The 25,476-nt window shown below is 63.0% G+C and carries 16 protein-coding genes and 1 tRNA gene; 12 read left to right on the top strand and 5 right to left on the bottom strand.

Annotated features, from left to right (window positions below):
* The first annotated feature begins 341 nt into the window (after positions 1–341).
* From ACQY68_RS16745 to ACQY68_RS16735, 3 genes are read left to right on the top strand one after another with little or no spacing between them, the layout of a single operon-like run.
* A complete protein-coding gene (locus ACQY68_RS16745) occupies positions 342–1,589 on the top strand; it encodes an AAA family ATPase (RefSeq protein WP_428150912.1) in 1,248 nt (415 codons plus the stop codon).
* A complete protein-coding gene (locus tag ACQY68_RS16740; protein ID WP_428150911.1) occupies positions 1,586–2,470 on the top strand; it encodes a hypothetical protein in 885 nt (294 codons plus the stop codon). Before ACQY68_RS16745 ends, ACQY68_RS16740 begins: the two co-directional genes overlap by 4 nt.
* A 20-nt stretch (positions 2,471–2,490) precedes the next feature.
* Complete coding sequence (locus tag ACQY68_RS16735) at positions 2,491–3,021, top strand: DUF1353 domain-containing protein (RefSeq protein WP_428150910.1); 531 nt, start codon at positions 2,491–2,493, stop codon at positions 3,019–3,021.
* Between the two features lie 24 nt (positions 3,022–3,045).
* Here ACQY68_RS16735 and ACQY68_RS16730 read toward each other — a convergent pair whose 3' ends face one another.
* Genes ACQY68_RS16730 through ACQY68_RS16720 form a run of 3 tightly spaced genes read right to left on the bottom strand, consistent with a single transcriptional unit; the run spans position 3,046 to position 5,298 of the window.
* Positions 3,046–4,446, bottom strand: coding sequence for an exonuclease domain-containing protein (locus ACQY68_RS16730; protein WP_428150909.1), 1,401 nt, complete (start codon positions 4,444–4,446; stop codon positions 3,046–3,048).
* Positions 4,447–4,456: 10 nt separating this feature from the next.
* Positions 4,457–4,969, bottom strand: a complete 513-nt coding sequence (locus tag ACQY68_RS16725; protein WP_428150908.1) for an ImmA/IrrE family metallo-endopeptidase — start codon at positions 4,967–4,969, stop codon at positions 4,457–4,459.
* Between the two features lie 2 nt (positions 4,970–4,971).
* Positions 4,972–5,298 carry a helix-turn-helix domain-containing protein gene (locus tag ACQY68_RS16720; protein WP_428150907.1) on the bottom strand — a complete coding sequence of 109 codons (327 nt, stop codon included), beginning with the start codon at positions 5,296–5,298 and terminating at the stop codon, positions 4,972–4,974.
* 157 nt (positions 5,299–5,455) lie between these two features.
* Between ACQY68_RS16720 and ACQY68_RS16715 the strand changes: the two genes are divergently transcribed.
* The 6 genes from ACQY68_RS16715 to ACQY68_RS16690 all read left to right on the top strand — a co-directional run bounded on the left by ACQY68_RS16715 (position 5,456) and on the right by ACQY68_RS16690 (position 17,987).
* Positions 5,456–6,163: a multiubiquitin domain-containing protein gene (locus ACQY68_RS16715; protein ID WP_428150906.1), complete on the top strand. Its 708-nt coding sequence runs from the start codon at positions 5,456–5,458 to the stop codon at positions 6,161–6,163.
* A gap of 325 nt (positions 6,164–6,488) precedes the next feature.
* The gene (locus ACQY68_RS16710) at positions 6,489–6,995 is read left to right on the top strand and encodes a hypothetical protein (RefSeq protein WP_428150905.1); all 507 of its coding nucleotides are present in this window, start codon (positions 6,489–6,491) and stop codon (positions 6,993–6,995) included.
* Positions 6,992–7,912, top strand: a complete 921-nt coding sequence (locus tag ACQY68_RS16705; RefSeq protein WP_428150904.1) for a HesA/MoeB/ThiF family protein — start codon at positions 6,992–6,994, stop codon at positions 7,910–7,912. Before ACQY68_RS16710 ends, ACQY68_RS16705 begins: the two co-directional genes overlap by 4 nt.
* Positions 7,913–8,156: 244 nt before the next feature.
* Complete coding sequence (locus ACQY68_RS16700; protein WP_428150903.1) at positions 8,157–10,823, top strand: RecB family exonuclease; 2,667 nt, start codon at positions 8,157–8,159, stop codon at positions 10,821–10,823.
* On the top strand, positions 10,820–13,996 hold the full coding sequence (locus ACQY68_RS16695; RefSeq protein WP_428150902.1) for a UvrD-helicase domain-containing protein: 3,177 nt from the start codon (positions 10,820–10,822) through the stop codon (positions 13,994–13,996). Before ACQY68_RS16700 ends, ACQY68_RS16695 begins: the two co-directional genes overlap by 4 nt.
* Before the next feature lie 76 nt (positions 13,997–14,072).
* On the top strand, positions 14,073–17,987 hold the full coding sequence (locus ACQY68_RS16690) for an NACHT domain-containing protein (protein ID WP_428150901.1): 3,915 nt from the start codon (positions 14,073–14,075) through the stop codon (positions 17,985–17,987).
* 311 nt (positions 17,988–18,298) lie between these two features.
* Here the strand turns inward: ACQY68_RS16690 and ACQY68_RS16685 are convergent.
* Positions 18,299–18,372, bottom strand: a tRNA-Gly gene (locus tag ACQY68_RS16685).
* A gap of 299 nt (positions 18,373–18,671) precedes the next feature.
* On the opposite strand from ACQY68_RS16685, the gene ACQY68_RS16680 reads away from it, so the two are divergent.
* Together ACQY68_RS16680 and ACQY68_RS16675 are read left to right on the top strand one after the other, a co-directional pair.
* A complete protein-coding gene (locus ACQY68_RS16680; protein WP_428150900.1) occupies positions 18,672–20,189 on the top strand; it encodes a hypothetical protein in 1,518 nt (505 codons plus the stop codon).
* A 77-nt stretch (positions 20,190–20,266) separates the two neighbouring features.
* A complete protein-coding gene (locus tag ACQY68_RS16675) occupies positions 20,267–22,903 on the top strand; it encodes a TonB-dependent receptor domain-containing protein (protein WP_428150899.1) in 2,637 nt (878 codons plus the stop codon).
* Between the two features lie 61 nt (positions 22,904–22,964).
* Here ACQY68_RS16675 and ACQY68_RS16670 read toward each other — a convergent pair whose 3' ends face one another.
* Positions 22,965–24,629 (bottom strand): amidohydrolase, encoded by a 1,665-nt coding sequence (locus tag ACQY68_RS16670; protein ID WP_428150898.1) that lies wholly within the window; start codon positions 24,627–24,629, stop codon positions 22,965–22,967.
* 380 nt (positions 24,630–25,009) lie between these two features.
* Here ACQY68_RS16670 and ACQY68_RS16665 point away from each other — a divergent pair, with 380 nt between their 5' ends.
* Positions 25,010–25,441 carry a DUF488 family protein gene (locus ACQY68_RS16665; RefSeq protein ID WP_428150896.1) on the top strand — a complete coding sequence of 144 codons (432 nt, stop codon included), beginning with the start codon at positions 25,010–25,012 and terminating at the stop codon, positions 25,439–25,441.
* Positions 25,442–25,476: the final 35 nt, after the last annotated feature.

The raw sequence follows: 25,476 nt of genomic DNA, 5'->3' as shown, positions 1-25,476 counted from the left end.
ACTCGCCAGGTTGAGACGGGCGGCGACGCATGCGTCAGCGCGATCGCGTGGAGAGTCTCCTCATCGTGCTCCTGGTCCTAGCCACCGCCGCGATGTTCGGACTGACCATCTGGTCCTGGCTGTCGCCTTAAAGGAGGGGCGGTGTGGGCGCTGCACAAGTCAACCGTGGGCTACTGCTCATCCAGCCTGCGACGGTCGCACGACGATTTGGCCAAACGAGCAAATCAGATCCAACCCCCGCTTCCTGCCGTTGAATCGAGAAGCGGGAGACGATGGCCTTCTGCGGCGGTATCGGACTCATTCGACGAATGTTAGGTTGCGGCCTCCTGCCGAGGTCTCGCGTGTACGCAAAATCGCTATCCATCTACGATTTCAAGTGCTTCCAGAAGGCGAAGCTCGATCTACAATACCCTGGCCGTCGTAGCGCTGGCGCTTCGGAAATCTCCAACATCAACTTGATCCTGGGGGACAACGGCGGCGGAAAGTCGTCAGTTTTGCGGGGCCTCGCGATTGCCGTGCTAGCCCCTGCCTTAATGCGCTCCGGTTTCGTTCCTTACCGGCTCGTGCGCAGGCAGGCGCCTGGAACGCCGCCCATCAAGGAGTGCTTACTCAAGGTCAAAGGGCAGCCTGATCGCCACGAGCGGCACGCAGGACTGAAAGGCGACGTTGAGCTATTGGCCAGGCTGGAGGCGCCTGAACGCGGCAATCTCGATAAGCTGACACTCAAACGGACTCCCAATTCCCCAATCGAGCCACTACTCGATGAGGACTACTCGTCTGCGTTTTTTGTCGTCGGCTATGGCGCGACCCGTCGTGTTGAAACGAGCGATTTTTCCGAAAGCAGTGCGCGGCGCTCCAGAGGCTTGAGGTATCAGAGGATCGCGGGATTATTCGAAGATCATGTCGCGCTGCGGCCTCTCACGACGTGGCTGACCCGGTTGGAGCGCCGACCTGAGCGCTTTACCGAGGCGGTGAATCTCATGGGCAGCGTGTTGCCGGACAGCGTGCAGTTCGCAGGTGAATTTTTGGCGGAGGACGAGCAATTCCTCTTCAACTTTGAGGGCGTGCCCACGCCTTTCAGCGCGCTCTCCGATGGCTACAAGGCCTTCATTGGTTGGGTCGGTGATCTTATTGGCCACCTGGTTGATGTTGCTCCAGATCGCACGAAGCTCTCGGATATTTCCGGCATCGTACTGGTCGATGAAATCGACCTTCATCTTCATCCCGCCTGGCAACGGGAGGTCGTGCCCCGTTTATCCAGTGCTTTTCCAAAGCTTCAGTTTGTTTTCAGTTCTCACAGCCCTCTCGTGGCGAGCAGCGTTAAGCGGGAGAATATTTTCATTACGGACAGAGACGGCAATGGTACCGCCATTGTCGATCAGATCGACGAGCATGTTTACGGCCAGAGTGTCGAACATGTTCTGTTGTCGTCCTATTTCGGTCTGACCACGACCCGAGCTTCGGCATTTCAAACCGAGTCAGAGGCTCTGTTCCGTCGGGCTGCAAATGGAGAAGCATCGGCGGCTTTGGAGTTCCTCAAAAAGGTCACGGCGCCATCAGGATCGGCGGGAACGAGCGGGCCTGAATGATCCGCTATCCTTACGACGCAACCGAGGTGGAGAAAGCCATCGCGCGCCTGGATCGTCGTTGGAAAGCCAAAGCTGCTGAACGCACCGAAAAACTGATCAAAAAGGCTAGGTACGCGGAGCGTTCAGCCATCTGGAGCACCGTAAAACCGGTCTTCATGAAGCTGCAGCATGAGAAATGCATCTTCTGTGAGCAAAGGTTTGAGGGGGGGCTATACGGACCCGTCGCTTGGGATCTGGAGCACTTCAGGCCCAAATCCAACGTCGCAATATGGCCCGATCCAGGACGTCACCCCGAGCTCGCCTATGAGGTCGACCTCGGCCAGGCGTCGGATGCTGGCTACTACTGGCTCGCCTACGAGCTTCAGAACTATGCGGCGTCCTGCAAGGTCTGCAACACGATCTTCAAACTTAACTTCTTCCCGGTCACGCAACCTCGCGCTCAAGCCACCGCAACAGCGGACCTTCTGGCTGCGGAAGAAGCTCTGCTCTGCTATCCGCTAGGCGACACGGATGAGGATCCGGAAGATCTGGTTACCTTCATCCTGACCACTGCCGTTCCTCGACACAATTCAGGAGCAAAGGCTCTTCGGGGACAGGTCATCATTGATTTTCTCGGGCTCAACAAACGAGACGGCATCCATGTCATCCGCGCGCAAATGATCGCAGCAGCCGGTAATTTGCTCGCCGAGCGAGACCGGGGCGGCGCGTCTCAAGCCGTCCTAGACGGGATTGAAGAGCTCAAGGAAGCAAACGTCCCTCACGCTTCCTGCGTCCGAGCTTTTCTTGGTCTTTGGGATAGTGATCGCGCGACCGCCACCCGGGGGTATGAACTCTGTCGCTTCTTTGGTTTCGACCCGACGAAGGCTCCACCTAGCCTGTAGCTGCGGATGAAGGAGGTGCCATGCCGGGTACAACAGCAAAGGATACCGAACCAACTTGGTCAGATCGGTTTGGCGGCAAGCTTGTGCTGGTCTTGCTCGACAACAAATTCTCTCCTTCAATCAAGGCCGCGCGTAGCCTCTGGGGACTACAGAGGGATCTTGTTTACACGACGGGAGCCTGCGGAGACCGGATCACGGTGCCGGCCGGGTTTGTCAGTGATCTGGCGTCCATCCCCCGATGGTGCTGGATCATCCTGCCGCCTGATGGGCCGTGGGCTAAGGCTGCAATCGTTCATGATTTTCTCTACGCCACATCAGGAAGCGGCCATTGGAAAAAGCGGCACGACGGGCGAACTCGTTTGACCCCGTACGGTCGGAGGGAGGCCGACGACGTCTTTCGCGAGGCACTCGCCAATCGCGGCGTCGATCCACTGCGGCGCACGATCCTCTGGGCCGCCGTTCGGCTCGGAGGCGCCAACGGCTGGGGCGCGGATGATTCCCGCCAGCGCGAGGTGACGGATCAGGACGAGGCCTTCCTGACCGAGCCTTGAAGGCTCGACAATCGACCCGGGCGTCTAGCCGACCATCCGGGCAAGTCTATCGGAAAGCGCGGCCTTAAGGGCCAGAAGCGGATGGTGAGTGGTCAGCTCTAGACTGTCATCCAGAATGATCTGGATCTCATCGAGCGCTTTGGGGATGGTTAGCCAAGGCGCATCGGGAACCAGGCCGCAGACCCGCCGCTCGATTTCGGCGGCGAGCGCGGCCCGGCGGGCCTCGCTCATCAGTTCGGGTCGCTCGAAGAAGATGAGCCTCTGTGCGATCCGACGAAGTCGTGGGTCTTGGAATGTCGCGGCATGAGCGACACGCTCATCCCAAGGCAGGGTATGAAACGTCCGGCAGCGAGCAGCGTCAGGGTCAGTGACGAAGTCGTTGTAGATTTGAGTCTCTACGTAGGGCGACGGCGGCCAAACGGGTTCGCTTTCGACTGCCGCGGCGTTCAGGCGTCGGAGAAACTCCGGATCGCTTCTCACGCTCTGAGCCAGCTCCAGTATCGTGGGTTCTGACTGGCCGTCCGGAAGATGCGATTCTATTTCCCAGATCTCTGTCAGGATCGGAGAAGCATTGATTTTCAGCTTCCATACCGCCCTTTCGTCCCGGATTGCACCGATCAACTCTGTGTGGTTTAGGCCTCGAAGCCGCTCTACGTCATGACCGAGATCAAGTACGAAGTGTGCGTTTGGATCATTTGAGCTGACGCCGATCCGGCTCGCGCATCGATAATCGGCAGCCCCCCCGGCTGTCTCGAACACCCCGAACGCCTCCTGATCGCGGATGAAATTTAGCGTTGCGCTTTTGTTGGCGAACCGCATGAAGCTGGACCAGAGTTCCGGGTTCGCTTCGCGGATAAGTCGGCACAAAGCGAGCGTGGTCCGGGCGTCTGACATCGCCTCGTGAGGACGTCCAGGATCTATGCCGTTTGCCTTTGCCAAGCCCGTCAGAGCAAATGCGCGCCGGCCTTGCTCGTTGGTCGGTACCTTCAAGGCCTGAGGACTGAGTATTGCGGCCGCGCGCGCGAGCTTTATGACGTCGCCGCGCGTGTTGCCCGGCGCGTTGGTGACGTAGATCGGCTGCTTGAGGCACATATAAAATGCCTGCCGCAAAAATTCTTCGTCGAACTTTATGGAGTTGAAGCCCAGGAACATCGCGGGCGACCACTGGGTCAAGGTATCGTGGACTTTGCAGGTCAGATCGAAATGACTGGGTCGCTCAGGATCGGAGATGTCCTCCAGACGGGCTCCCGTGATGTCCAGCGCGGACGGGGACGGTACGAGGTTCGGGAGAAGCCGGCCACGGAGTTCGACCTCTTCGATAGGATTGAGCTCCTCGTCAGTGCGGATCGCCGCGAACTGCAGGATCTGATCAAAGCGCGGGTGAAGACCGGTCGTCTCCAGATCGTAGATGACGAAGCCACCCACCTGATGTCGCCTAGGACCGCTGAAGCCGGAACTGCAGCGCTGTCGAACTGACGCGGAACTTCCGCGCTGCCGCAGCGACCGCCTCTTCATCTTCCAGATCGACATTTCGACCACCGAGAACCACGTCTAGCAGTCCTTCGGGCATAAGCAGCTCAGCAGCGAAATTGTTCGCCTCGATCTCAGACTCGTCCGTACCTTCAGACGTCAGCGAGTCGCGGCGCAGAATTCCCTTGTCGACGTGAACGCCGTCCGTCTCCAGCTTTTCACGATGCAGGATGTGATGGGCCAACTCATGAGCAAGGGTGAAGCGTTGACGTGAGGCTGTATGCAGCGAGTTGATCCCAATCATCGGCTTGCCGTCTTTGATGAATGCCATGCCCGACAGTTCACCGTCGAACGGCGCATACTGCACGGTTACGCCCAGACCCCGAGCGATACGATCGATGGGGACCGGCACGGACTGCACACCGAAGCGAGCGACCAACTCTCTCGCCTTTTGGCGAGCTTGTTCCTTGCGAGCCATTCCTACCGCGTTCCTACGGTACGAATGAAATGCTCGAGCTGTGCGCGCTGCTGGTCGCTGACGTTGCTTCCGTAGAACACCACCGGCTCGCTCTCATCGGAGAAGACGAAGGTCGAGGGCGCCAGATCCAGGATCGATTCACAATCAAGCGCCGTCGCCAAGCGATAGAGGTGATGGAGCATGACTTTCTGTCGTCCCGTTTCGATATTGGCCAAAGACGCGCGTGTAAGCCCAATTTTGGCCGCCACCTCGGCCTGAGTCAGCTTCTTGTCGGTTCGCCGCTTTGCCACCGCGAGGCCGAGCAGCCTGTATATTTCCATGTCGGACATGTGAACAAACAGACAACGTTAGCTGGAGTGTGTCAATCGGGCTGACACTGAGCGTGTACACTGCAAACATTACCGATATTTAATGATGCCATGAATCGACTCTTGGGCAGGGGTGTGGCTGAATGCTTGAGCCATCCCGGCACAAGGAACCACCACGATGCAGACCACCGCTTCCCCGGAGGATGTCGCCCTCGATCGAGCCGATGCCGGCGGCTACCGGATCGAGATCAGTGACGAGACATTCGAAGTTCGTCTCGTTCGCCTCGATGACCGCAAGGTCGTCGGACTTCAGATCGCGGAAGCCGCCGGCAAGCGCCCGATCGAAGACTTCGCGGTCCTGCGGCATTTGAAGACGGGCGAAATCGAATCCCTTCGGCCGACTGAGCCGGTCGATCTCACCGAGTCGGGCGTGGAGCGGTTCTTCATCGTGCGCGGGAGCAGCAACCACCGGTTCACGGTGGAGGGCCTGGCCATGGAGTGGCCGCGCGACAAGCTCGCCGCACGTCACATTAAGTTCCTCGCCGGCGCTAAGGACGACCAGATTCTGATCCTTGACGGCGACGACGGTGACCGGGTGCTCGACGACGATGAAGAGGTCGATCTATCGGCCGCTGGCGTCGAGCGTTTCAAGCTTCGGACGATCCGCAAGACCGTCACGGTCTTCTACAAGGAGGCTCCGTATGACCTCGAGCGTCGCGCCTACACCACGGAGGAGTTGCTCGGCGTCTTCTCAGTGCCGAGCGGATACAAACTCGATCTGATCGAGAACGACGGTGAATTCCGCGAGCTGAAGGCGGGCGAACAGGTCAAGGTTCGCGAGGGGATGGAGTTTTCGTCGCACCCGCCGGTCGGGCAGTCGTCGTGAGGGATCCCGCGACCGAAATTCGCGGCCTGCGCCGAATCTGTCGCCGGGCTGAGCTTTGGGAAGATGGCGGGCAACCGCTCGTCCACCTGCCCGAGTTGAAGGTCGAGCATCAGGGAGCAATGGTCACGGTCAACGCCCTCCTCGCTCCTCGGACACACAGCGGCTATCCCACGAGGCTGTTCTTTTCTCGGGCGTTTCCCGCTCGAGGGCGGAACTGGACCGCACACAACATCATGGGCTCCCTCTGGCACGCCATGTCCTGGAACGGCGTCATGCCTTCCTTGCCCTGGGACGAGATCCTCGGCGCTCACCTGAGGCCCTTGCGATGAAAGTGACCCTGAAAATTCGCGGCGAGGTCCTTGATGAAATCCGCCGGGACCTGATCCGGCCCCACGCTTTCGCTCACGAGCGCGTGGGGTTCCTGACGGCAGGGGCCGTCGGCATGGGGGAGGATTTGATGATGCTTGTTCGCGACTATCAACCCGTGGCCGATGAGGACTACGAGTTCGATCCTCGCGTCGGTGCCCGGATCGGCTCCAACGCCATGCGCAAGGCCGTCCAGTCGGCCTATCGGCCGGCGGCGACGCTCCTGCATGTCCACACGCACGGAGGACGAGGCCGCCCCGCGTTCAGCCACGTGGATCTCGCGAGCGCGGCGGATTTCGTTCCGGGCTTCTTTGAAACCACGCCTCGCATGCCGCACGGATTGCTGGTTCTTAGCGATGATGACGCCAGCGGCATTCTCTGGACCGACGGCAAGCGAACGCGCTCCGAAATCGATCTTTTCATTCGCACGGATGCGCCGCTGAAGCGGACTTGGGGGACACAATGAGCTGGCTGGACAGACAGAGTTTCCTGGGCGTCGACAGCGATGCCGTCCTTGCCGGCCTGACCGTCGGTCTCGTCGGCCTCGGAGGCGGCAATTCCCATGTCGCGCAACAGCTCGCCCATCTGGGCGTCGGCGGATATGTGCTCGTCGATGACGATCTGATCTCACTCACGAACCTGAACCGATTGGTGGGCGCGACCTTCGCGGACATCATCGCCAAGCGGTCCAAGCTCGAAATCTCGAAACGGGTGATCCTCGGTGTGAACCCGCAGGCTCGGATCTCCGGCCATCAGGCGAGATGGCAGGTCGTCGGGGACGCTCTGAAGGGCTGCGACCTCATCATCGGAGGGGTCGACAACATCCGCTCCAAGGATGAGCTGGAAGCCTTCTGTCGCCGGTTCATGATCCCCTACATCGACATGGGTATGGACGTTCACCAGCTGGCCGCCACGGGCGAATACCTGGTCGCAGGTCAGGTTGTTCTTTCCTCGCCGGGCGAGCCCTGTCTCAGGTGTCTCGGCGTGATTACCGACGAGGCGCTGGAAGCCGAGGCGAAACGATACGGCGATGCAGGAAGCAAGCCCCAGGTTGTCTGGCCGAATGGCGTTCTGGCCTCCACCGCCGTCGGTCTGCTCGTCCAGATGGTGACGCCTTGGCATCGCGCGCCGATCAGAAGTGCCTACCTGGCCTACGATGCGAACCTGGGAACAGTGGCACCCTCCGACCGGCTCCGTCGACGGCTCGGAAAGACCTGCCCGCACTATCCGCCCAAGGCGGTCGGCGATCCGGGGTTTGATATCCGCCGCTTCCTGGAAGCGCAGGATGCGGCGATCACGGCGAAGACGGAGCCTACGATTGAACCCGTTCGGCGCTTAAACTGGTTCGACACCCTCACGCGGTGGTTCAAGGCTCTGTACTGACGCATCACTGCGGCGTGGATCACGAACGGGTCTGTGCCCGCTGCTTTCGAGCGAGCGGTCACCGGGTTCGGGGACGCGGACGAAACGTGGTTGCTGGCGGTTCAGTCCATCGCCTCGGGTCGCGAGCGGGAGCTTCACGAAAAGAGTGGATTTCGGCCGCGTCAATCATAAGTTGATTGCGGCTGGGCAATCACAGACCCCGGTCTGGGCTCAGCGGAAAACATAAGCCGGAAAGGCGACGGGGATGGATTTGGTTTTTGGCGCATGGGTTCAAGGCTCTGCGAGCCCCGATCATGGCGGAAGCGCGCAGGGTGCCCTGGGCCAGCCCGTCGTCGGCACCGTTGGGCTCGTTGAGATCCTTGAGACCGTACTCGGTCTAGGCGGGCCGGCGCGGCCACAGGTAGTGCGGGTCGCTGCCTTTCAGGCTGCGCTCGAAACGTTGGATGGGCGCTACTTCTGGGCCGAGTCGTTCGCCATGGACCCGTGGTCGACAGCGCGGACCTTGCTCGCTTGGCGGGATGAGCTGATCGGATTGGGCTGGAGGCCGGATCGGGACTGGTGCGAGGTTCGCCTAGCCCATCTCGCGGCCGCCTGCCGACAGATGGTCGATGTGCCCCCTGGTCTCCCGGACAGGCTCGCGAACCTCCTCCAGTCTTTGGAAGGACGAGCGACGCCGCCTCTCACGCGGATTAGGCTGATTGATCCCATCCATCTCCTGGTTTCGCCCCTGCGACGACTGATCCAGCGCCTGCAGGCGCTCGGTTGCGTGATCGAGGCCGTGCCGCTCGCAGCCAGCGCGCCGGCGAACACCGCCCTGGGCAAACTCCAGCGCTGGATGCTCGGCTCCGCCGATCTGCTCTCGGGGCCCGACGAAACCCTCACTCTGGTGACGGCCACCAGCGAGCCGCTCGCGGCGGAAGTTTTCGGTCAATGGATCGCCGCCCAGACCGACCCCGGACTGGTTCTCGTGGCGCAGGGAGGAGACACCGCGCTCCTGGACCATGGCTTGACAGGGACAGGGCAGCCCCAGGCCGGGCGCAGCCAGTCTTCGGCCCATCGGGGTTCGCTGCAACTCCTGTTGCTGGCCTTCAAGGGCGCATGGTCGCCGTTCGATCCTCACGCCCTGATGGAGCTCCTAGTCTTTCCCGATTCTCCCATCTCACCGCGCGCCGCCCGCAGGCTCGCGTCGGCTCTGGAAGAAGCGCCGGGTCGGGGTGGGGATCCCTGGAACTCGGCCTGGGTCGAAGTGGCGCAGACAGAGCGAGACCGGGCGGCCGGCGATGCGGACAAGCTGGCCGATATCGAGCCCAAGCTATCGCAGTGGCGGGCATGGGCCGAGCCGGCTTTGGCCGATCCCATAAGCGGCATGCCTCTGGCCCAGGCGTTACTGATCTGCGACCGGGTTGCGACTTGGGCGGTCCTTCGCTTCGCGGCTACAGGAGATGTCCTGCACGCAGCCACGGCCGCCCTCGCAGGAGAGGTTCGCGCGGCCTTGGCCGCCTTGAACTACGAACGCCTCCCCCGGCTCCTGGTCGAACGGGTCATCGATCAGGCCCTGGATGCGGGGCAAGCCAATCCGGGCGTCCGACCCGAGGCAGCCAACTGGCGATCCGTCACCCACCCGGGCGCTGTCTGGGCTCCCGTCGGTTCAGTGGCCTGGTGGAGGTTCGAAAGCACTGCTGAGGGAACTCAGCGTGCGCCCTGGACAGAGGCCGAACGCACCGAACTGGAACGAGCGGATTGTCCCGCGGACCAAGTTGCGCTCTCGGCTCGGGCGGCGAGCGTTGCCTGGGAGCGGGCGATCCTGAATGCGCGTACCAGAGTGATCCTGGTCGCCGCCGGGCTCGATCGTCAGTCTGAAGGCAACCTTCATCCCCTGGCTCACAGGTTGAAACCCGCACTTGACGTCCTGTCGACGCGAATCGAGCTGGAAAGCGCTCTCTACGCTCCCGAGGTCCGAATGGCGGGCGTCACGATCCCGCGCCATCCGGTCCAGGATCGAGCATTGCCGGTGCCGAAGATTTCCTGGAATACGCCGCCCGCCTTCACCACGAGGCTGAACAGTGTGACGGAGTCGGCGACGTCTCTCGAGAGCCTCCTAGCCTGCCAGCTCATGTGGGCGCTCCGGCATGTCGCCAGACTGAGACCCGGCAGGGTCAAATCCATTCCGGACGCAAATCAGCTGCTGGGCAATCTGGCTCACGCCGTGGCGCGCGACGTGTTTCCACCGGGTCCGCCCCCGACGCCGGCGGAGGCGCAGCGACGAACCGTCGAACTCCTCGAGGGCCGCATCGACCAGTTGGCGGCGCCGTTGCGCCACCCTCAGTTCGCCGAAGATCTCAACCATGCTCGCCGGCGCCTGCCCGGGGCCATGGCCGCGCTGGCCCAGTCTTTGATCGCGAACAACCTTCAGGTCGAAGCGATGGAGCAACAGGTCAGCGGGACATTTGAATCTCTTCTGGCTATGCGGGGAGCGGTGGATCTGGTGGCTCGCGACGCGGCCGGCCAGCCGGTTATCGTGGATCTCAAATGGACCCGGCGGGAGAAAACCCGCATCGATGAACTGGAGGCCGGGTCCGCGATCCAGTTGGCGGCGTACGGGGCCATGATCGCTGGCGATGCGCCCTATCGCGCCGGCTATTTCCTGCTCAACCAGCGCCAGTTCGCTACTCTGGCCGGGAACGGATTGATCGGTCGACTGGTCGAGGGTCAGCGCAGCTTCACTCAAACCTGGGACGCGGTCGTCGGCGACTGGAGGATCTGGCGCGCGTCCGCGGATGCAGGCCTGATCCTGGCGACCGGCGTCGACGGCGTCGCCGACGCCTTGCCGGTCGACCTCGGCGCTGCACGCGAAGTCCGCTGTGACCGATGCGACTACTCCACCCTCTGCCGTCAAAAGGGGCTGGCATGACTGCCGAATTTATCCAGAACCAGATCGACACCACCATCGCCAGCGCGGGGACCGGAAAGACCTACCGTCTCGTTCGCAGCATCGTCGAAGCGGTCGAAGGGGGGATGGAGCCGCACCGGGTTCTCGCGACGACCTTCACGAAGAAGGCCGCCGCCGAACTGGCGGGGCGTATTCGGGCGAGCCTGATCGAACGAGGCCGGCCCGAGCTGGGCGCAGCCATGCTCTCGGCACGGATCGGCACAATCAACTCCGTCTGTGGGAGTCTGATCTCGGAATTCGCCTTCGAACTTGGCCGGTCGCCGGTGGTCGAAGTGATCGCTGAGGAACGGCAGCGGCCCATCTTCGATCGGGCGGCAGGCCCGATCATCGAAGCAGCTGGATCCGCAATTTCACAGACCGCTGAGCGGTTCGGCATGGTCGCGCGCGGCTATCCGACGTCCCGTGGGACTGTGCGGGGTTGGCAGGACGATCTGAAGCGCGCTGTCGATCTGGCCCGATCGAACGGGATTAGGCCCGACCGTATGGCGCGTTGCGCCCGCCGCTCCGCAGACAGCCTGATCGCTATTCTCCCGGCGAATGGGGCGGGGGAGACGCCCGCCGCTCTCGACGCGTCGCTTCTGGCGGCATTGGAGGCCTGTGAACAGGACCTGCAGCGAAACAGGGCTGTCCTGAAGGGCGGCACGCGCGAGAAGGATGTGCCGCTTGTCGAGAAGGCGCTGCGCATCCTGCGATCGGGAGACCCTCTGGGATGGGACGACTGGGCGCGACTGTGCAAGCTGGGCGCGACCAAGACCGACGCTCCACTGTTTGCGGGCGTGATCGCGGCGGCGGCGGTGCATCCCCGCCATCCTGCGCTCAAGCAAGACCTTCGAACCTACATCGAGATGATGTTCGAGTGCGCCGCCCAATGCATGGCGGCTTACGCGGACTACAAGCAAGCCCGGGGATTGCTCGATTTCATCGATCAGGAAAAGTTAGCCCTCCAGATCATCGCCGATCCCGTCAATGCGGCTCGCCTACGTGAGCTGATCGGCGCGGTCTTCGTCGACGAGTTCCAAGATTCCAGTCCGATCCAGATCGCCATCTTCACGGCGCTTTCGCGGATCGCTGGCCGCAATCTTTGGGTCGGCGATCCTAAGCAGTCGATCTATGGTTTCAGGGACGCCGATCCCGAACTGACCAGTACGGCCTCGGCTGCGATCACGGCCGCGACGGGCGGCGAGACCGGCTACCTGAGGCGATCCTACCGGTCGCGACCTCAACTCGCGGAGTTCGTGAACGCGGCGATCGCACCGAACATGCTGCGCGTCGGAATGAGCGACGCTGAGATCACGTTTGACGGCTGCGAGCGCGTTGAGCAGACGGCCATGCCGCCGGCGCTTTCCGTCTGGGACATGTCGGGCAAGAACAAAGGCATCCGCACGGAGATGCTGGCGTCACGAGTTGCGGGCCTGTTGGAGGAGGCCGAGGCTTGGCCCGTGTCGGCACGAGACGGATCAATCCGGTCGTGTCGCGGCGGCGACATCGCCGTCCTGTGCAAATCGAACGGCATGGTAGGAGACCTCGCAGCTGCGCTGGCGGCCAAGGGCGTTCGCGTCGCCGTGGAACGCGAGGGATTGCTGCATCAGCCCGAAATCGAATTTACCTTGGCTGCCTTTCGTTGGATCGCGGACGCCTCAGATACATTGGCGCTAGCCGAAATGGCCCGTTTGGCCAACGATGATGAGGCTTGGTTCGGTGCGGTCTTCGACGATACGGCGCGAGATCGATTGATCGCGTTGCTGCCCTTCTCGACGGCTCTTGCCGAGATCCGTGAACGGTCTCCGCAATTGACCCCGGCCGAGGTGTTCGACGCCCTCCTGCATGCCGCCGGCGTCCTGGCAACAGTCGTCGCTTGGGGAGCTTCCGAACAGCGGCTTCAGAATCTCGAAGCGGTCCGTTCCATGATCGTGGACTATCAGGCGGAACAGCACGCCGAGAGACAGGCCGTCACTTTGACCGGCGTCTGTGAGTGGTTGTCCACGCGCCCGAACGCCCGCCAGCCTCAGAGCCGCCATCCCGACGCGGTCAACATCCTCACCTATCACGGCGCCAAGGGGCTGGAGTGGCCCATCGTCATCCTGACCGAGCTGGACAGCGAGGCGAAGGGCTCGCCCTTCGGCTTAACGGCGGAGGACGAGACCCCGCCGGATTGGGCCGATCCGCTGGCGGCGCGCGTCCTGCGCTACTGGCCCTGGCCTTACGGCGATCAGCAGAAGAACGTCGGCCTAGATGTCTCCGCCCCTCTATCGCTTGAAGGCGTCAAAGCTCTCGCCCAGGAACGACTAGAACGGACTCGGGTCCTCTATGTGGGCCTTACCCGCGCACGTGATCACCTGGGATTGTCATCGACCGGTGGGTCGTTAGCTTGGCTCGATGAACTACGTGACGATGCCGATCGCCCGCTGGTTTCGCTGGCTGGCAATGCGGTGAGCGTTGGAGGTGCGCCGTTCCCCAATCGGAATGCGCCGAACCGGTCCGAAGCCTCCGACGCGGTCCGATCCCCCCAGGAGTATGCCCGCCCCGTAACCGCGTCGGCCGTGCACCTTCCGCTCAGGCTCCGGCCGAGTGACGGCGCTGTTGCAGCGGACGACATCCACATCGTCGCTACTACGGATCTAGGACCGCGCATCACGTTGGTTGGAAATCCCGACCTCCAACTTCTAGGCGAAGCCATTCACCGCTTCCTCGCGGCAGACGTGCCAACATGGGCGGGGGCGGACAGGGAGGGGCTCGCCGCTGAAATCCTCTCCCGATGGGGAGCGCCCCATTTGTCCCCTGCTGATCTGGTTGTGATCAGCGATCGGCTGGGGACATTCCTTTCCGATCGTTTTGGTGAGGCCGCCAGACACAAGGAATGGCCCGTCCACGCCGAAGAAGGGTTGCAAGTGATCGCGGGCCGTCTCGACCTTCTTGTGGATTTAGGCGACGGCTATGCAATCATCGACCACAAGAGCTTTCCGGGATCGATGGCGATGGACGCGGATCGGCTTAGCGCATTCGCAGGCCAAGTTCTAATGTACGCTCGAGCCCTCGAAAGGGTCACGGGTCGAACTCGGTTCGAGTACTGGATCCATCAACCGATCGCCGGTGTCATGAGCCGAGTGGATACGAGCCCAAGTCCATGTCCTTGACTACGCTGGAGCCGACGGTTGTGAGGTCTCAACCTGCGCGCTAGCTTTCGCTTCATACTGCCGTGGGGGAATGCTGGTGGACTTCGACTTCTCTCGCTTCTCCCCCCGTTCGTTCGAGCGGTTTGCACAGTCTTTGGCAAAACGCGCCCTCGGCGAGGGCGTCATGGTCTACGGCGATGGGCCCGATGGCGGGCGAGAAGCGGTTTTTGACGGTACGTCTCACTTTCCTAGCATCACGGCCCCTTGGAGCGGTCACAGTGTCGTACAGGTCAAGTTCCGCCAGACTTCCGGCACCACGGCGGCGGACGCCGACTGGCTGGCTGGTGAATTGCGCGCGGAGCTCGAGGCGTACATCGACATCTCAAAAATGCGGCGGCGCCCTACAAACTATCTGCTGATTACCAATGCCAAGCTGTCTCCCGTCCCCGCGACGCGAAAGGGTGCAGGCGGCATCGCCAAGATCGATGCGATCTTTGAGGAGTATCGCGAGGCGGTGGGCTTCGAGGATTACCGCATCTGGCACTACGACGAACTGTGCATCCGACTTGCCGACGCCGAAGAGTTGCGTCGAGCCTACTCCGCTTGGGTTACGCCAAGCGACGTCATTGAAGACGTCATTGCAAATCTGAAACTGTCCCGATTGGATTTCGGCGCGGTGATGCATCGCTACTTGCAAAAGGAGATCCGCAGCCAGAGATCGACCCGATTGCAGCAGGCGGGCCATGGTGGTGGCGATAGCGGCACCAACCTCGAGGAAGTCTTCATCGACTTGCCTTTTGAGCAGCCTGGGTCCGAGCCGGAGGCGCGCTCTGAGGGACTCCTGCTTGCCAATCTGCTATCGCTCACACGGGCCAAGTTGTCGCCGAGCGCTCTATCCCACAACGTTCGGCCACGTCCGGACCGCCTGCTTCTCCTTGGTGGGCCAGGGCAGGGCAAATCGACCATCTCTCAACTCTTTGGCCAAATCTTAAGGGCATCCCTGCTGAAGGCGGAAGCGCAACGGCCCCTTTCGGTTGAGGTGTCTGACGCCGTGAAGTCCGTCATGGGCCAGATCCGTGCGTCCGGCCTCTCAGACGAAATCCCGCGTCGGTTCCCGTTGAGGATCGACCTTCCGGTTTATGCTGACGCCCTCGATGCGGCTGCTCTTGAAGGACATGGTCTGTCCCTGTTGACGTTCATCCGGGACCACATTTCAACTGTCGCCAACGCCTCCGACCTACCTCTCGATGATCTTCGATCGTGGATGGGCGGCCACCCTCTCGTCGTCCTCTTGGATGGACTCGACGAAGTCCCTCCGAGCGCGAATCGAGGCAGCGTTATCCTCGCGATCAACGACCTTTGGGATGAATTCGCCGCAGTCGACGCGGACGTGTTGATGGTCGTGACCTCGAGACCTCAAGGTTACAACGACGATCTGGACCCAGCACTCTACGCGAAGTTGGAGATGACGCCTCTCCAGCCCCATCACGCCCTGGCTTATGCAGAGCGGCTCGCGGTAAGACGACTGCTTGATCCCGTTGATCAGGCCCGCGTTTTGGAACGGATGAGGGAGGCGATCGATACACCGACTACGGCGCGACTGTTGATCAGCCCGCTGCAGGTCGCGATCATGCTGGCGCTGATTGATCAGCGCGGCGAGGCACCAAGCGACCGCTGGACCCTGTTTCACAAGTACTACAACGTCGTCCTGGAACGCGAACAGCAGAAGCCGGGCGTTGCGGGCCGGACCGTGAAGACTTGGAGCCGCGCGATTACAGCGCTTCACGAAAGTATCGGCTTCACCCTGCATCTCCAAGCTGAGTCAGGCGGCAGCTCGGACGCCTATGTCACGAAGGCGCAGCTCGCTGCCCAGATCAAGGATGAATTGGAGCTCGAAGGATATGAGGGGCACCTCTTGGACAGGGCGACCGAAGAGCTCATGGACGCGACGACGGACCGGCTCGTCCTGCTCGTCGAGCGCGCTGACGAGCGCTACTCCTTCGAGGTGCGGTCTCTGCAGGAGTTCATGGCAGCCGCACATTTGATGAGCGGTTTGGAAATCAAGGTACAGGATCGGCTTCGCGAAATTGCGAGTAAAAGCCACTGGCGACACGTTTTTCAGATCGCCGCCAGCAAGTGCTTCTCCTCCAACGACACGCTCCATTATCGGGATACTATTCTCCAGATCTGTCGGGATCTCGACTTGGCTAGTGACGCGGACCGAATGCTGAAAAGCGGCGCACGGTTGGCGCTTGCGCTTCTTGAGGACGGACTAGCCCACGATTCGCCGCTCTGGCGCTTTCGCCTGTTGGCGCAAGCGCTTGAGATTGTGCATTTTGGGAGCAGCTCCCACCAAGTGAATCTTCTCGAAGAAGCTCAGCGTGCACCTCAGGTCACGCAGCCGTTTCTGACGTCGCAACTGGATGCGGGCAGTTACCGAACCCGCACCGGTGCATGGGCGTTCTTGATCAGGTTGGCCGGCAACGGGTGTGATTGGGCACTCGATCTTGCTCAGGCTTGCTGGCCTCCGATGCGTGATCGCCGGCTCGATGTCATTGCCCTCGGGATTCGCCCGCCTTCTGAGACGCCCTTAGATGATTTGTTTGCCGCAGTGATCGCCGAGCACAACATCGTCGAGCTGCAGGAACGTCTCGACAACGTCGATTTCACGGCGGGCCAGACCGCTCTTGAAGCGCTCAGCTCGGCCTACCCGTGGCTCCAACTCCTTGAATACCCGCAGAAAGATCATCGTCTTCGCATTCCGCTCCACGGCAGAGAAGGAAAGACGCCCCTCATGATCCAGGCGATGAGCCTAGTGTCGACTGCCATGAGCGAGCTTTACCAAGATGTGCCCGAAACGGCTGGGTGGCGGGCCGCTCAAGTCGCGAAATGCTTTGCACAGACGCCTTCCGCCGCCGATCTGGCCGTCGCGCTGCGCGCGATCGAACGCGACGACTTGCTCCCTGCCTGTAGAGCGATCTCGATCCACATGCCGTGGCCGCTCTATGCCGCCTTGCAAAGGGCTATGTCGGGTGAAGCTCTCGCTGCGCTCGCGTGGGAAGCGAATGAGGGCCGCTTCGGCGATACCGAAGACTGGCTCAGCGCGGAACGGCGATGGAAGAACATGGGGCTTTTCGAAAAGGATTTCTGGACGCTCGCGACCAAAGGCCTGACGCCCGACATCAATTTTGATGGTGCCCCCAACCCGACCGGACTGTCGATCACGGTTGGCGAGAAAGTTGAATGGGATTGGCTGGCAGAACTCATGAGCGCCTTCGAGGCGTCAACGCCATTCTCACATGCCGCTTTGCGTTGGATCATCGAGTTTGCGGTCGAACACTATCCGCCACGGGCCCCGTTTGATCCCGCTACCGCGCAGCTTCTTATCGGAGATGACGATGAAGTTTGGGTCCAGCCGCACCTAGTCACCTTCTTTTCCAAAGCGGCTCAAGCGGACCATGTCGTTCTTGAGCGGGTGGCGAGAAAGGCCACTGTGGGCCGCCTCTCAAACATGGCCGGCAGCAGGGAGAGGGGACGCTCGATCCCACAGTCCTTGTTGGGGGCCCTAGAGCTCTATCCGGCGCTAATCGTCCTGTTCATGAACCTTCAAGGTGCTGACGCCCTAGATATTCCTGGCGTGCCGGAGGCGGCCGCGCGCTTGGTCGATCACAAGGCTCCCCGTGTTGCGGCCATGGCCAATGTAATGACCCTTGTTGCGAGCCGGGGTGATGAGGGCGATCTTCGTTCCGTCCTGAGCTCCCCGCTTAACAGCATCGCGTTGATGCATTTGATGGATGCTCTTGCGGCTGAAGCGTTGCCCCCGACTGTCGCGCTAGGCGTCGCAACGGAGATTGCGCAGGAGGTTGCCGGAAATCACTCCGACGCCTTCGACCGGGCCCTCGCCTTGGTTTCGCGCTTCGCCGATCAACGCCGTAGCGATCTGACGGAGCCAGGCTGTGCCGAGCGTCTGGCCTTACGTAGCTCGCTGTGCCGACCGCAACGCCCTGATTGAAGTTTGCAGTCAGGGGAATCGCCCGGGTGTCGCTGCGGGCCAGCTTGTTCCCAAGGGGCATTCGCGTCCTGCTGACTGACTGTCAGTGAAGCGGCACCGGCTGGCAATCTCAAGACGAGCGCCATCCGGGTGGCGGACGAACCAGCCGATCAATCTCCCCGGCCAGTTTGATGAGGCGATCCGCATTGCGTTTGCGTTGGAGCCGCCCTCTGGATGGTGCAGCCGTCGCGAACCGAGAAAGCTGGCAAACACCGAAGTCAGGTTTTGTGAGCCAAATCGGAGCCAAAAGGCACATCGATTTGCCTAAGTGTTGGAGCGGGCGGCGGGAATCGAACCCGCACGAAAAGCTTGGGAAGCTTTCAGGCTACCACTACATCACGCCCGCGGAAGCTCGCGGCAACCTAGCGGAATACGCGAGGGGCTCAAGCGCCGACCGCGCGACCGCCGAATTATTCAGTCGTGTGACAAACGGTCCGGACAAGGAATCCTTGTCTTCAATCTGATGCAAAGTATTCGCTGCGAATGTTTGGCGAATAAATCTCCGTCTTCGGATCGACTGTAATAATCGCGCGATTTTCTGTCATTTGAGCTTTGCATTGAAGTCCTAAAGGCGGCGTCGGGATCGCCAAATCGTGTCGGAACGACGCGCGGCGATCAGCCCGTTTCCAACCCGAGGGGATCTCGATGCTTCGTCTGACCAAGGTTTTGATGGCCGGTGCGGCCGTGATGGCGCTGGCCGCCTGCGGCTCCGCCGAAGTGGCGTCCCCCGGCGAGGGCGATTTCGGCTCCGGCGGCGGCACGGGCGGCGGCGGCGGAACCAACCCGCCGGCTCCGGGCACCCCGGCCGCCGACTGCCCCACGGGCCTGACCAACGTCGGCACCGTCGCCGGCGGCACCCTTCGCGCCTGCCAGTTGCCCGAGACGATCTCGGGTTCCCTGACCCTCTCGGTCCGCGCCGGCACCATCTACGCCATCTCCGGCCGCACCCAGGTCGGCACCGACCGCGGCGCCGATCCGGCCGCTCCGGTCGCCGGCAGCGTCCAGGGCATCCTGACCATCGATCCGGGCGTGAAGATCTTCGCCTCGGGCGGTTCGGACTATCTGCTGATCAACCGCGGCTCGCAGATCTTCGCTGAAGGCACCGCGACCCAGCCGATCATCTTCACCAGCCGTCAGAACATCGAAGGCTCGACCAACCTGAGCTCGCAGGGCCAGTGGGGCGGCCTTGTCATCGCCGGTCGCGCGCCGACCGCCGTCTGCCCGGCGGGCGTCAACGCCCCGAGCGCCTCGTGCGTCGGTCAGGTCGAAGGCACCAGCGCCAACTACGGCGGCAACACCCTGGCCGACAACTCGGGTCGCCTGCGCTACGTGCAGGTCAACTACTCGGGCTTCGAACTGTCGCCGAACAATGAACTGCAGGCCCTGACCCTGGCCGGCGTCGGCTCGGGAACGACCGTCGAGTTCTTCCAGTCCTACAACTCGTCGGACGACGGGATCGAAATCTTCGGCGGCACCGTCAACCTGCGCAACATCGTCATCAACGGCGCGGACGATGACGGTCTGGACACCGACACCGGCTGGCGCGGTGGAGCCCAGTTCGGCATCATCACCCAGAAGCCGACGGCCGTGACCAACGGCTCGCGTGGTTTCGAGTGGTCGGCCGCCCCGTCGGGAACCACCTTCTACGCCCAGCCCAAGGTCTCGAACTTCACCATCGTCGGCCGTAACGCCGCCGTGGCCGCCGACGCCCTGCTGACGCTGAACACCGGCACCCAGCCGACGATCATCAACACGGTCGTCACCAACCCCTCGACCTCGGCCGCGGCCTGCCTGGACATCGACGACGCCCAGACGGTCACCAACGGTCCGATCTTCCGCTCGGTCTTCTTCGCCTGCTCGCGTCCGTACGAAGACGACGCGAACATCAACGCCATCGCTACGGCTGCCGTCTTCACCTCGGCCAGCAACACCAACAACACGGCCGCCGGCGCCTCGACGATGACGGCTCCGGCCGGCGCGACGATGACCAACAACGGCCTGAACTTCATCAACGGCGCCAACGAGACGGCCGTTGTGGCGACCAACGGAAACGCCCTGTATCCGTTCTTCACCTCGGTGACCTACATCGGCGCCGTGCGGAACACCGCCGACACCTGGTACCTCGGCTGGACCTGCGGTCTGGCGGCCGGTTCGACCTGCTGATGACGGAGACCCGGGCGGTCCATGCGGATCGCCCGGGCTTCGCTCTCTTTCGTTGAACCCCCTTCAAGGCGCAGATCATGAAGACGCTCTCCCTGACCCTGAGCGGGGTCCTGCTGGCCACCAGCGCGTTGATCGCGCCGGGGCTCGCCTACGCTCAAACCACCCCGGCCGAAGGTCCCGCCCAAGTCGAGGCTCCTGCTGACCCGCAGGACGAATCGACCCAGGTCGACGAGATTGTCGTCCTCGGGCGCTACATCCCCGAACCGAACCGCGAGAGCCCGGAAGTCGCAGCCTTCCTGACCTCGGAAGACCTGGCGCGAACCGGCGATTCCAACGCCGCCGAGGCCCTGACCCGCGTGACCGGCCTGTCGATCGTCGAAGGCCGCTTCATCTACGTCCGCGGCCTGGGCGAGCGCTACTCCTCGGCCCTGCTGAACGGTTCGCCCCTGCCCAGCCCCGAGCCGCTGCAGCGCGTGATCCCGCTGGACCTGTTCCCGTCGGACATCCTGGCGGGCGTGACGGTCCAGAAGACCTACTCGGCCAACTATCCGGGCGAGTTCGGCGGCGGTCTGATCGACCTGCAGACGATTTCGACCCCGTCGGAGCCTTTCTTCACGTTCAAGGCCTCGCTGGGCGGCAACACCGAAACGACGGCCCGGAACGGCCTGATCTATTTCGGCGCCCGCACGGACTTCCTCGGCTTCGACGACGGCACCCGTGAAATTCCAGGTCCGATCGACCTCGCCTTCGGGTCGGGCAAGCGGATCAACGCCAACAACTACACCGCCACCGAACTGCGCCGCATGGGCCAGTCGCTGATCAACGCTCCGTTGCGCCTGCTGCAGCGTGAGGAAAGCCCGGTCAACTTCGGCCTCGGCATGACCGGCGGCGCGTCCATGGACACCGAGATCGGTACTGTCGGCGCCGTCTTCGTGGCCGGGTACGACAATGCCTGGAAGTCCCGCGAGGGCGTCCGCCAGACCGGCCGTCTCGACGCCGGCCGCCTGGTCGTGGCCAACGATTTCGGCTTCCAGTCGACCCAGAACGACATCGGCCTGAACTTCCTGGGCGGTCTCAGCCTCGTCAATGGCGACCACGAGATCAAGTGGACCAACCTCTATGTCCGCAACGTCACCAAGGAAGCCCGCAGCCAGGAAGGCTTCGACGACGCCGCAGGCTCGACCCGTCGCACGGACCTGACCGCCTGGTATGTTCGCCAGCTGCTGTCGACCCAGCTGACCGGCGAGCATTTCTTCGGCGAGGCCTGGGAGCTGAACTGGCGCGCCGCCTATGCGCAAACCTCGCGTGATGCGCCATACGAGACCCAGTTCGGCTACGGCAAGAACGCGGCCGGCGCCTATATCCACTCGATCCAGTCGAACTCGATCGCCTTCAGCGAGCTCAACGACGACGTCGTGTCGGGCGGGGCGGACCTTTCCTACATCCTGCCGCTGTCGGATGCTCGCGAAGCCAAGTTCACGGTCGGCGTCGCCGGCTACGACAACAACCGCGACTCGGCCGAGCGGCGGCTGCGCTTCAACGCGATCAACACGCTTTCGGCCGACCAGCTGGAATCGCGCGTCGACTATCTGTTCTCGGACTTCAACATCGGCCCCTACCTCCAGATCGAGGAAGTGACCGGGTCGAACGGCGCCGCCGCCTACGAAGGCCAGCTGACGGTCAACGCCGTCTACGGTCAGGTCGAGGCCGAGGTCCTGCCGCTGGTCAACCTGACCGTTGGCGTCCGCTACGAGGACGGCGACCAGACCGTCAATCCGACCGACCTGTTCGGCGGCGTGACCGGCCTGCCGCGCACCACGATCGCAGAGCAGTACGTCCTGCCCGCCGCGACCGTGACGTGGAACTTCGCCGAGGACATGCAGCTCCGTCTGGCCGCGTCGAAGACCATCGGCCGTCCCCAGTTCCGCGAACTGGCCCCGCAGCAGTACCGCGACATCGAGACGGATCGGACCTTCATCGGCAACCAGTTCCTGGTCGATACCGAGATCACGAACCTGGACGCCCGTTTCGAGTGGTACTTCGCCCGCCAGCAGTTCATCACGGCCGGCGTCTTCTACAAGGACCTCGACAAGCCGGTTGAATCCAGCGTTGTGGATCAGGGCTCGAACATCTCCCAGACCTTCCTGAACGCGCCCCGCGCGCGGATCATGGGCGCCGAGATCGAGGCCAAGAAATACTTCGAGTTCCCCGAGAACGGCATGGATTTCATCGCCAACAAGCGCTGGCTGATCCAGGCCAACTACACCTTCTCGGATTCGGAAGTGACCGTCGAATCCGGCGACACCGTCCTGACGCAGAGCGGCTTGGGCGTGCCGGAAAACGCGGCCTTCTACGTCGTCGACGGCAGCCGTCTGCAAGGCCAGTCGGATCACGTCGCCAACCTGCAGCTGGGTTGGGAAGACGATGCGGCCCGCTCTCAGGCGACCTTCATCGTCAACTACGTCTCGGAGCGGACCTCGGCCCGGAACATCGCCGGCAACCCCGACCTGATCCAGGACCCGGGGACCTTCCTGGACTTCGTGTACCGCAAGGACTTCGACGTCCTGGGCCGCGAACTGGGTCTGGCCGTCGAACTGCGGAACCTGCTCGGCACCGACTACCAGGAGTATTCGGAGAAGGGCGGCACGAAGATCAACGTCAACTCCTATGACCTCGGCCAGGGCGCCTCGATCAGCCTGACCGCCCGTTTCTAAAGCCGGCGTACGATTTCAAAGACCGGGGCCGTCCACCGCAAGGTGGGCGGCCCTTCTTCGTTCAGTCCGCCCGGTAGACGACCTCGCCGTCGACGACCGTCAGGACTGCGTGGCCCTTGGGGATGTCGGCTTCGGGCACGGTCATCAGGTCGATGTCGAAGGCGGTGAAGTCGGCGCGCTTGCCGACCTCGATCGTGCCGAGCTCGTCCTCGCGGAACGAGGCGAAGGCCGGCCAGAGGGTGAACATCTTCAGGGCCGTGGCGCGGTCAACCGCCTCGTTCGGGCGCCAGTCGGGGCCCTGGAATCCTTCGAGGTCGCGCCGGGCGACGGCGGCGTAGAACTCGATCAGGGGATCGCCGCGCTCGACCGGCGCGTCGGAGCCGCCGACCACGACGACGCCGAGATCGACCAAGCTGTGCCAGGCATAGGCGCCGTCCAGACGGGCGTCGCCGAGGCGGGCCGGGGCGAAGTGGAAGTCGCCGATGGCGTGACTGGGCTGCATCGAGGCGATGACGTGCAGGTCGCGGAACATCGGCTCGTCTTCGGGGCGCAGGATCTGGGCGTGCTCGACGCGCCACCGGGGTTCGGCGATGCCGCGTTCGGCGGCGGGCACGGCGGCCATGGCGTTGCGGTACCAGTTCAGCACCTCGGTATTGCCCCGGTCGCCGATGGCGTGGGTGGCGACCTGGATGCCGGCGCGCAGGGCGTTCTCGTAGAGCGGGATCATCTCCTCGCCGTTGGTCTGCATCAGACCCGAGGTGTGGGGCGCATCGGAGTAGGGGGCATGAAGCGCGGCGCCGCGCGATCCGAGGGCGCCGTCGACGTAGTATTTGATGGCGCGGGTGATGATCCGGCCGTCGGCGACGCTGCGGGGGCCCGAGGCGATCAGGGCCGCGCCGCCGTCGGGGGTGACCGAGTTGTAGACACGCAGCGGCGCCTCGCCGGCCTCGGCCATCTGTTCCAGCAGGGGGATGTCGGACCAGGGCGCGCTCATGAAATGGACGCCGGTCCAGCCGTATCGCGCCTCGACCCGGAAGCCGGCGCGATAGGCGTTACGCTTCGCCTCGGGATCGGCCTGGGGCATCAGGGGGGCGAGCAGGGCGACGGCGGCGTCGACGATGAAGCCGGTGGGTCGGCCGTTGGGTCCCTTGGCGATCTCGCCGCCCGAAGGCGCGACGGTCGAGGTGGTGATGTTGGCGGCGGTCAGCGCGGCAGAGGACGCCGTCATGGCGTGACCATCGGCGCGTTCCAGCAGGACGATGCGGCCCGGGGCGGCGGCGTCGAGATCGGCGGCGGTCAGGAAGCGGGCGCCGTTGGCGCTCTCGGGCCAGCGTGTCTCGATCCATCCACGACCGATGATCGGGCCGTCGGGGTGGGCTTCGGCCCAGGCGGTGAGCCGGGCCATGGCGTCGACGACGGAGGTCGAGCCCTCGAGGTTCAGTGTCAGCTCGCGCCAGCCGATCCCGTCGAGGTGGGCGTGGCCGTCTGTGAAGCCGGGGAACAGAGTGGCGCCGTCGAGGTCGATGACGGTCAGGCCTTCGGCCGAGGGGGCGTCGGCGGCCGACCCGACCCAGGCGATGCGGCCGTCGCGGGCGATGACGACGTCGGCGGTGGGGGCCGCGTCATTGCCGGTGCGGATCGTCCCGCCCCGGATCAGCAGCTCCTGAGCCTGTGCCGGAAGCGCGAGAGCGGTGAAGGCGGCGGCGGTCAGAAGCGATCGAAACATGGGGTCACCGGACTGGCGGAAATCGGACCGGGAGTTGCGGGGATCGACGCGCGAAGGTCAAGGTTTGTCGCCGCCGCGACCGGTACGGACCCAAAAACACCGTCCGAAGCGTCAGGGATGAATTTGTCCGGACTCCGGAAATTGGAGTCCAGATAGTCCACAGAGTCCATCGGGCCGCGGTAGTGCTGGCGATGTCAAAGACCGGAACCAGTGTCTCACGGTTTTCGGGAGCGGTCGGGATAAGCCGTCTGAATAATCCCGGACGTTGAAATCACGGGCGGATTCGGGGGATGTGTTGATGGGTACGGCGCGCGTTTCCCTTTCCCCTTGCGGGTCGACGAAGGGTCGCATGCGATCCGCCGCCGCCCCATATCCAGCTCATGAAACTGTTCACCATCGGATACGAGGGCGCGACCCAGCCTGACGTCATCGGCAGGCTCAAGGCCGCCGGTGTCCAGACCCTGGTCGATGTGCGGGCGATCGCGGCGTCACGCCGGGCGGGGTTTTCGAAGACCCTTCTGGGCGAGAGCCTGAAGGCCGAGGGGATCGACTATCTGCACCTGCGCGCGCTGGGCACGCCCAAGGCCGGGCGGGATGCGGCGAAGAAGGGCTATATCCGCGAGATGCGGGCGATCTTCGCCGATCATCTGGCCGAGCCGGCGTCGCAGCTTCAGCTGGCGCAGTTGAAGGCGCTGGCGGGGGAGAAACGGGTGGCGATGCTATGCTTCGAGGCGGATCACGCGGGATGTCACCGGGCGGTGCTTGCGGAACAGTTGGCGGCCGAGGACGGGTTCGAGGTGGTGAACTTGTAAACGCTTCTCCCTCCCCGTTCGGGGAGGGGCGTCGC

Source organism: Brevundimonas sp. (assembly GCF_965278935.1).
Classification (GTDB): Bacteria; Pseudomonadota; Alphaproteobacteria; order Caulobacterales; family Caulobacteraceae; genus Brevundimonas.
Note: the sequence above shows the minus strand (reverse complement) of the source record. Positions and strands in the feature narration are given on the sequence as shown.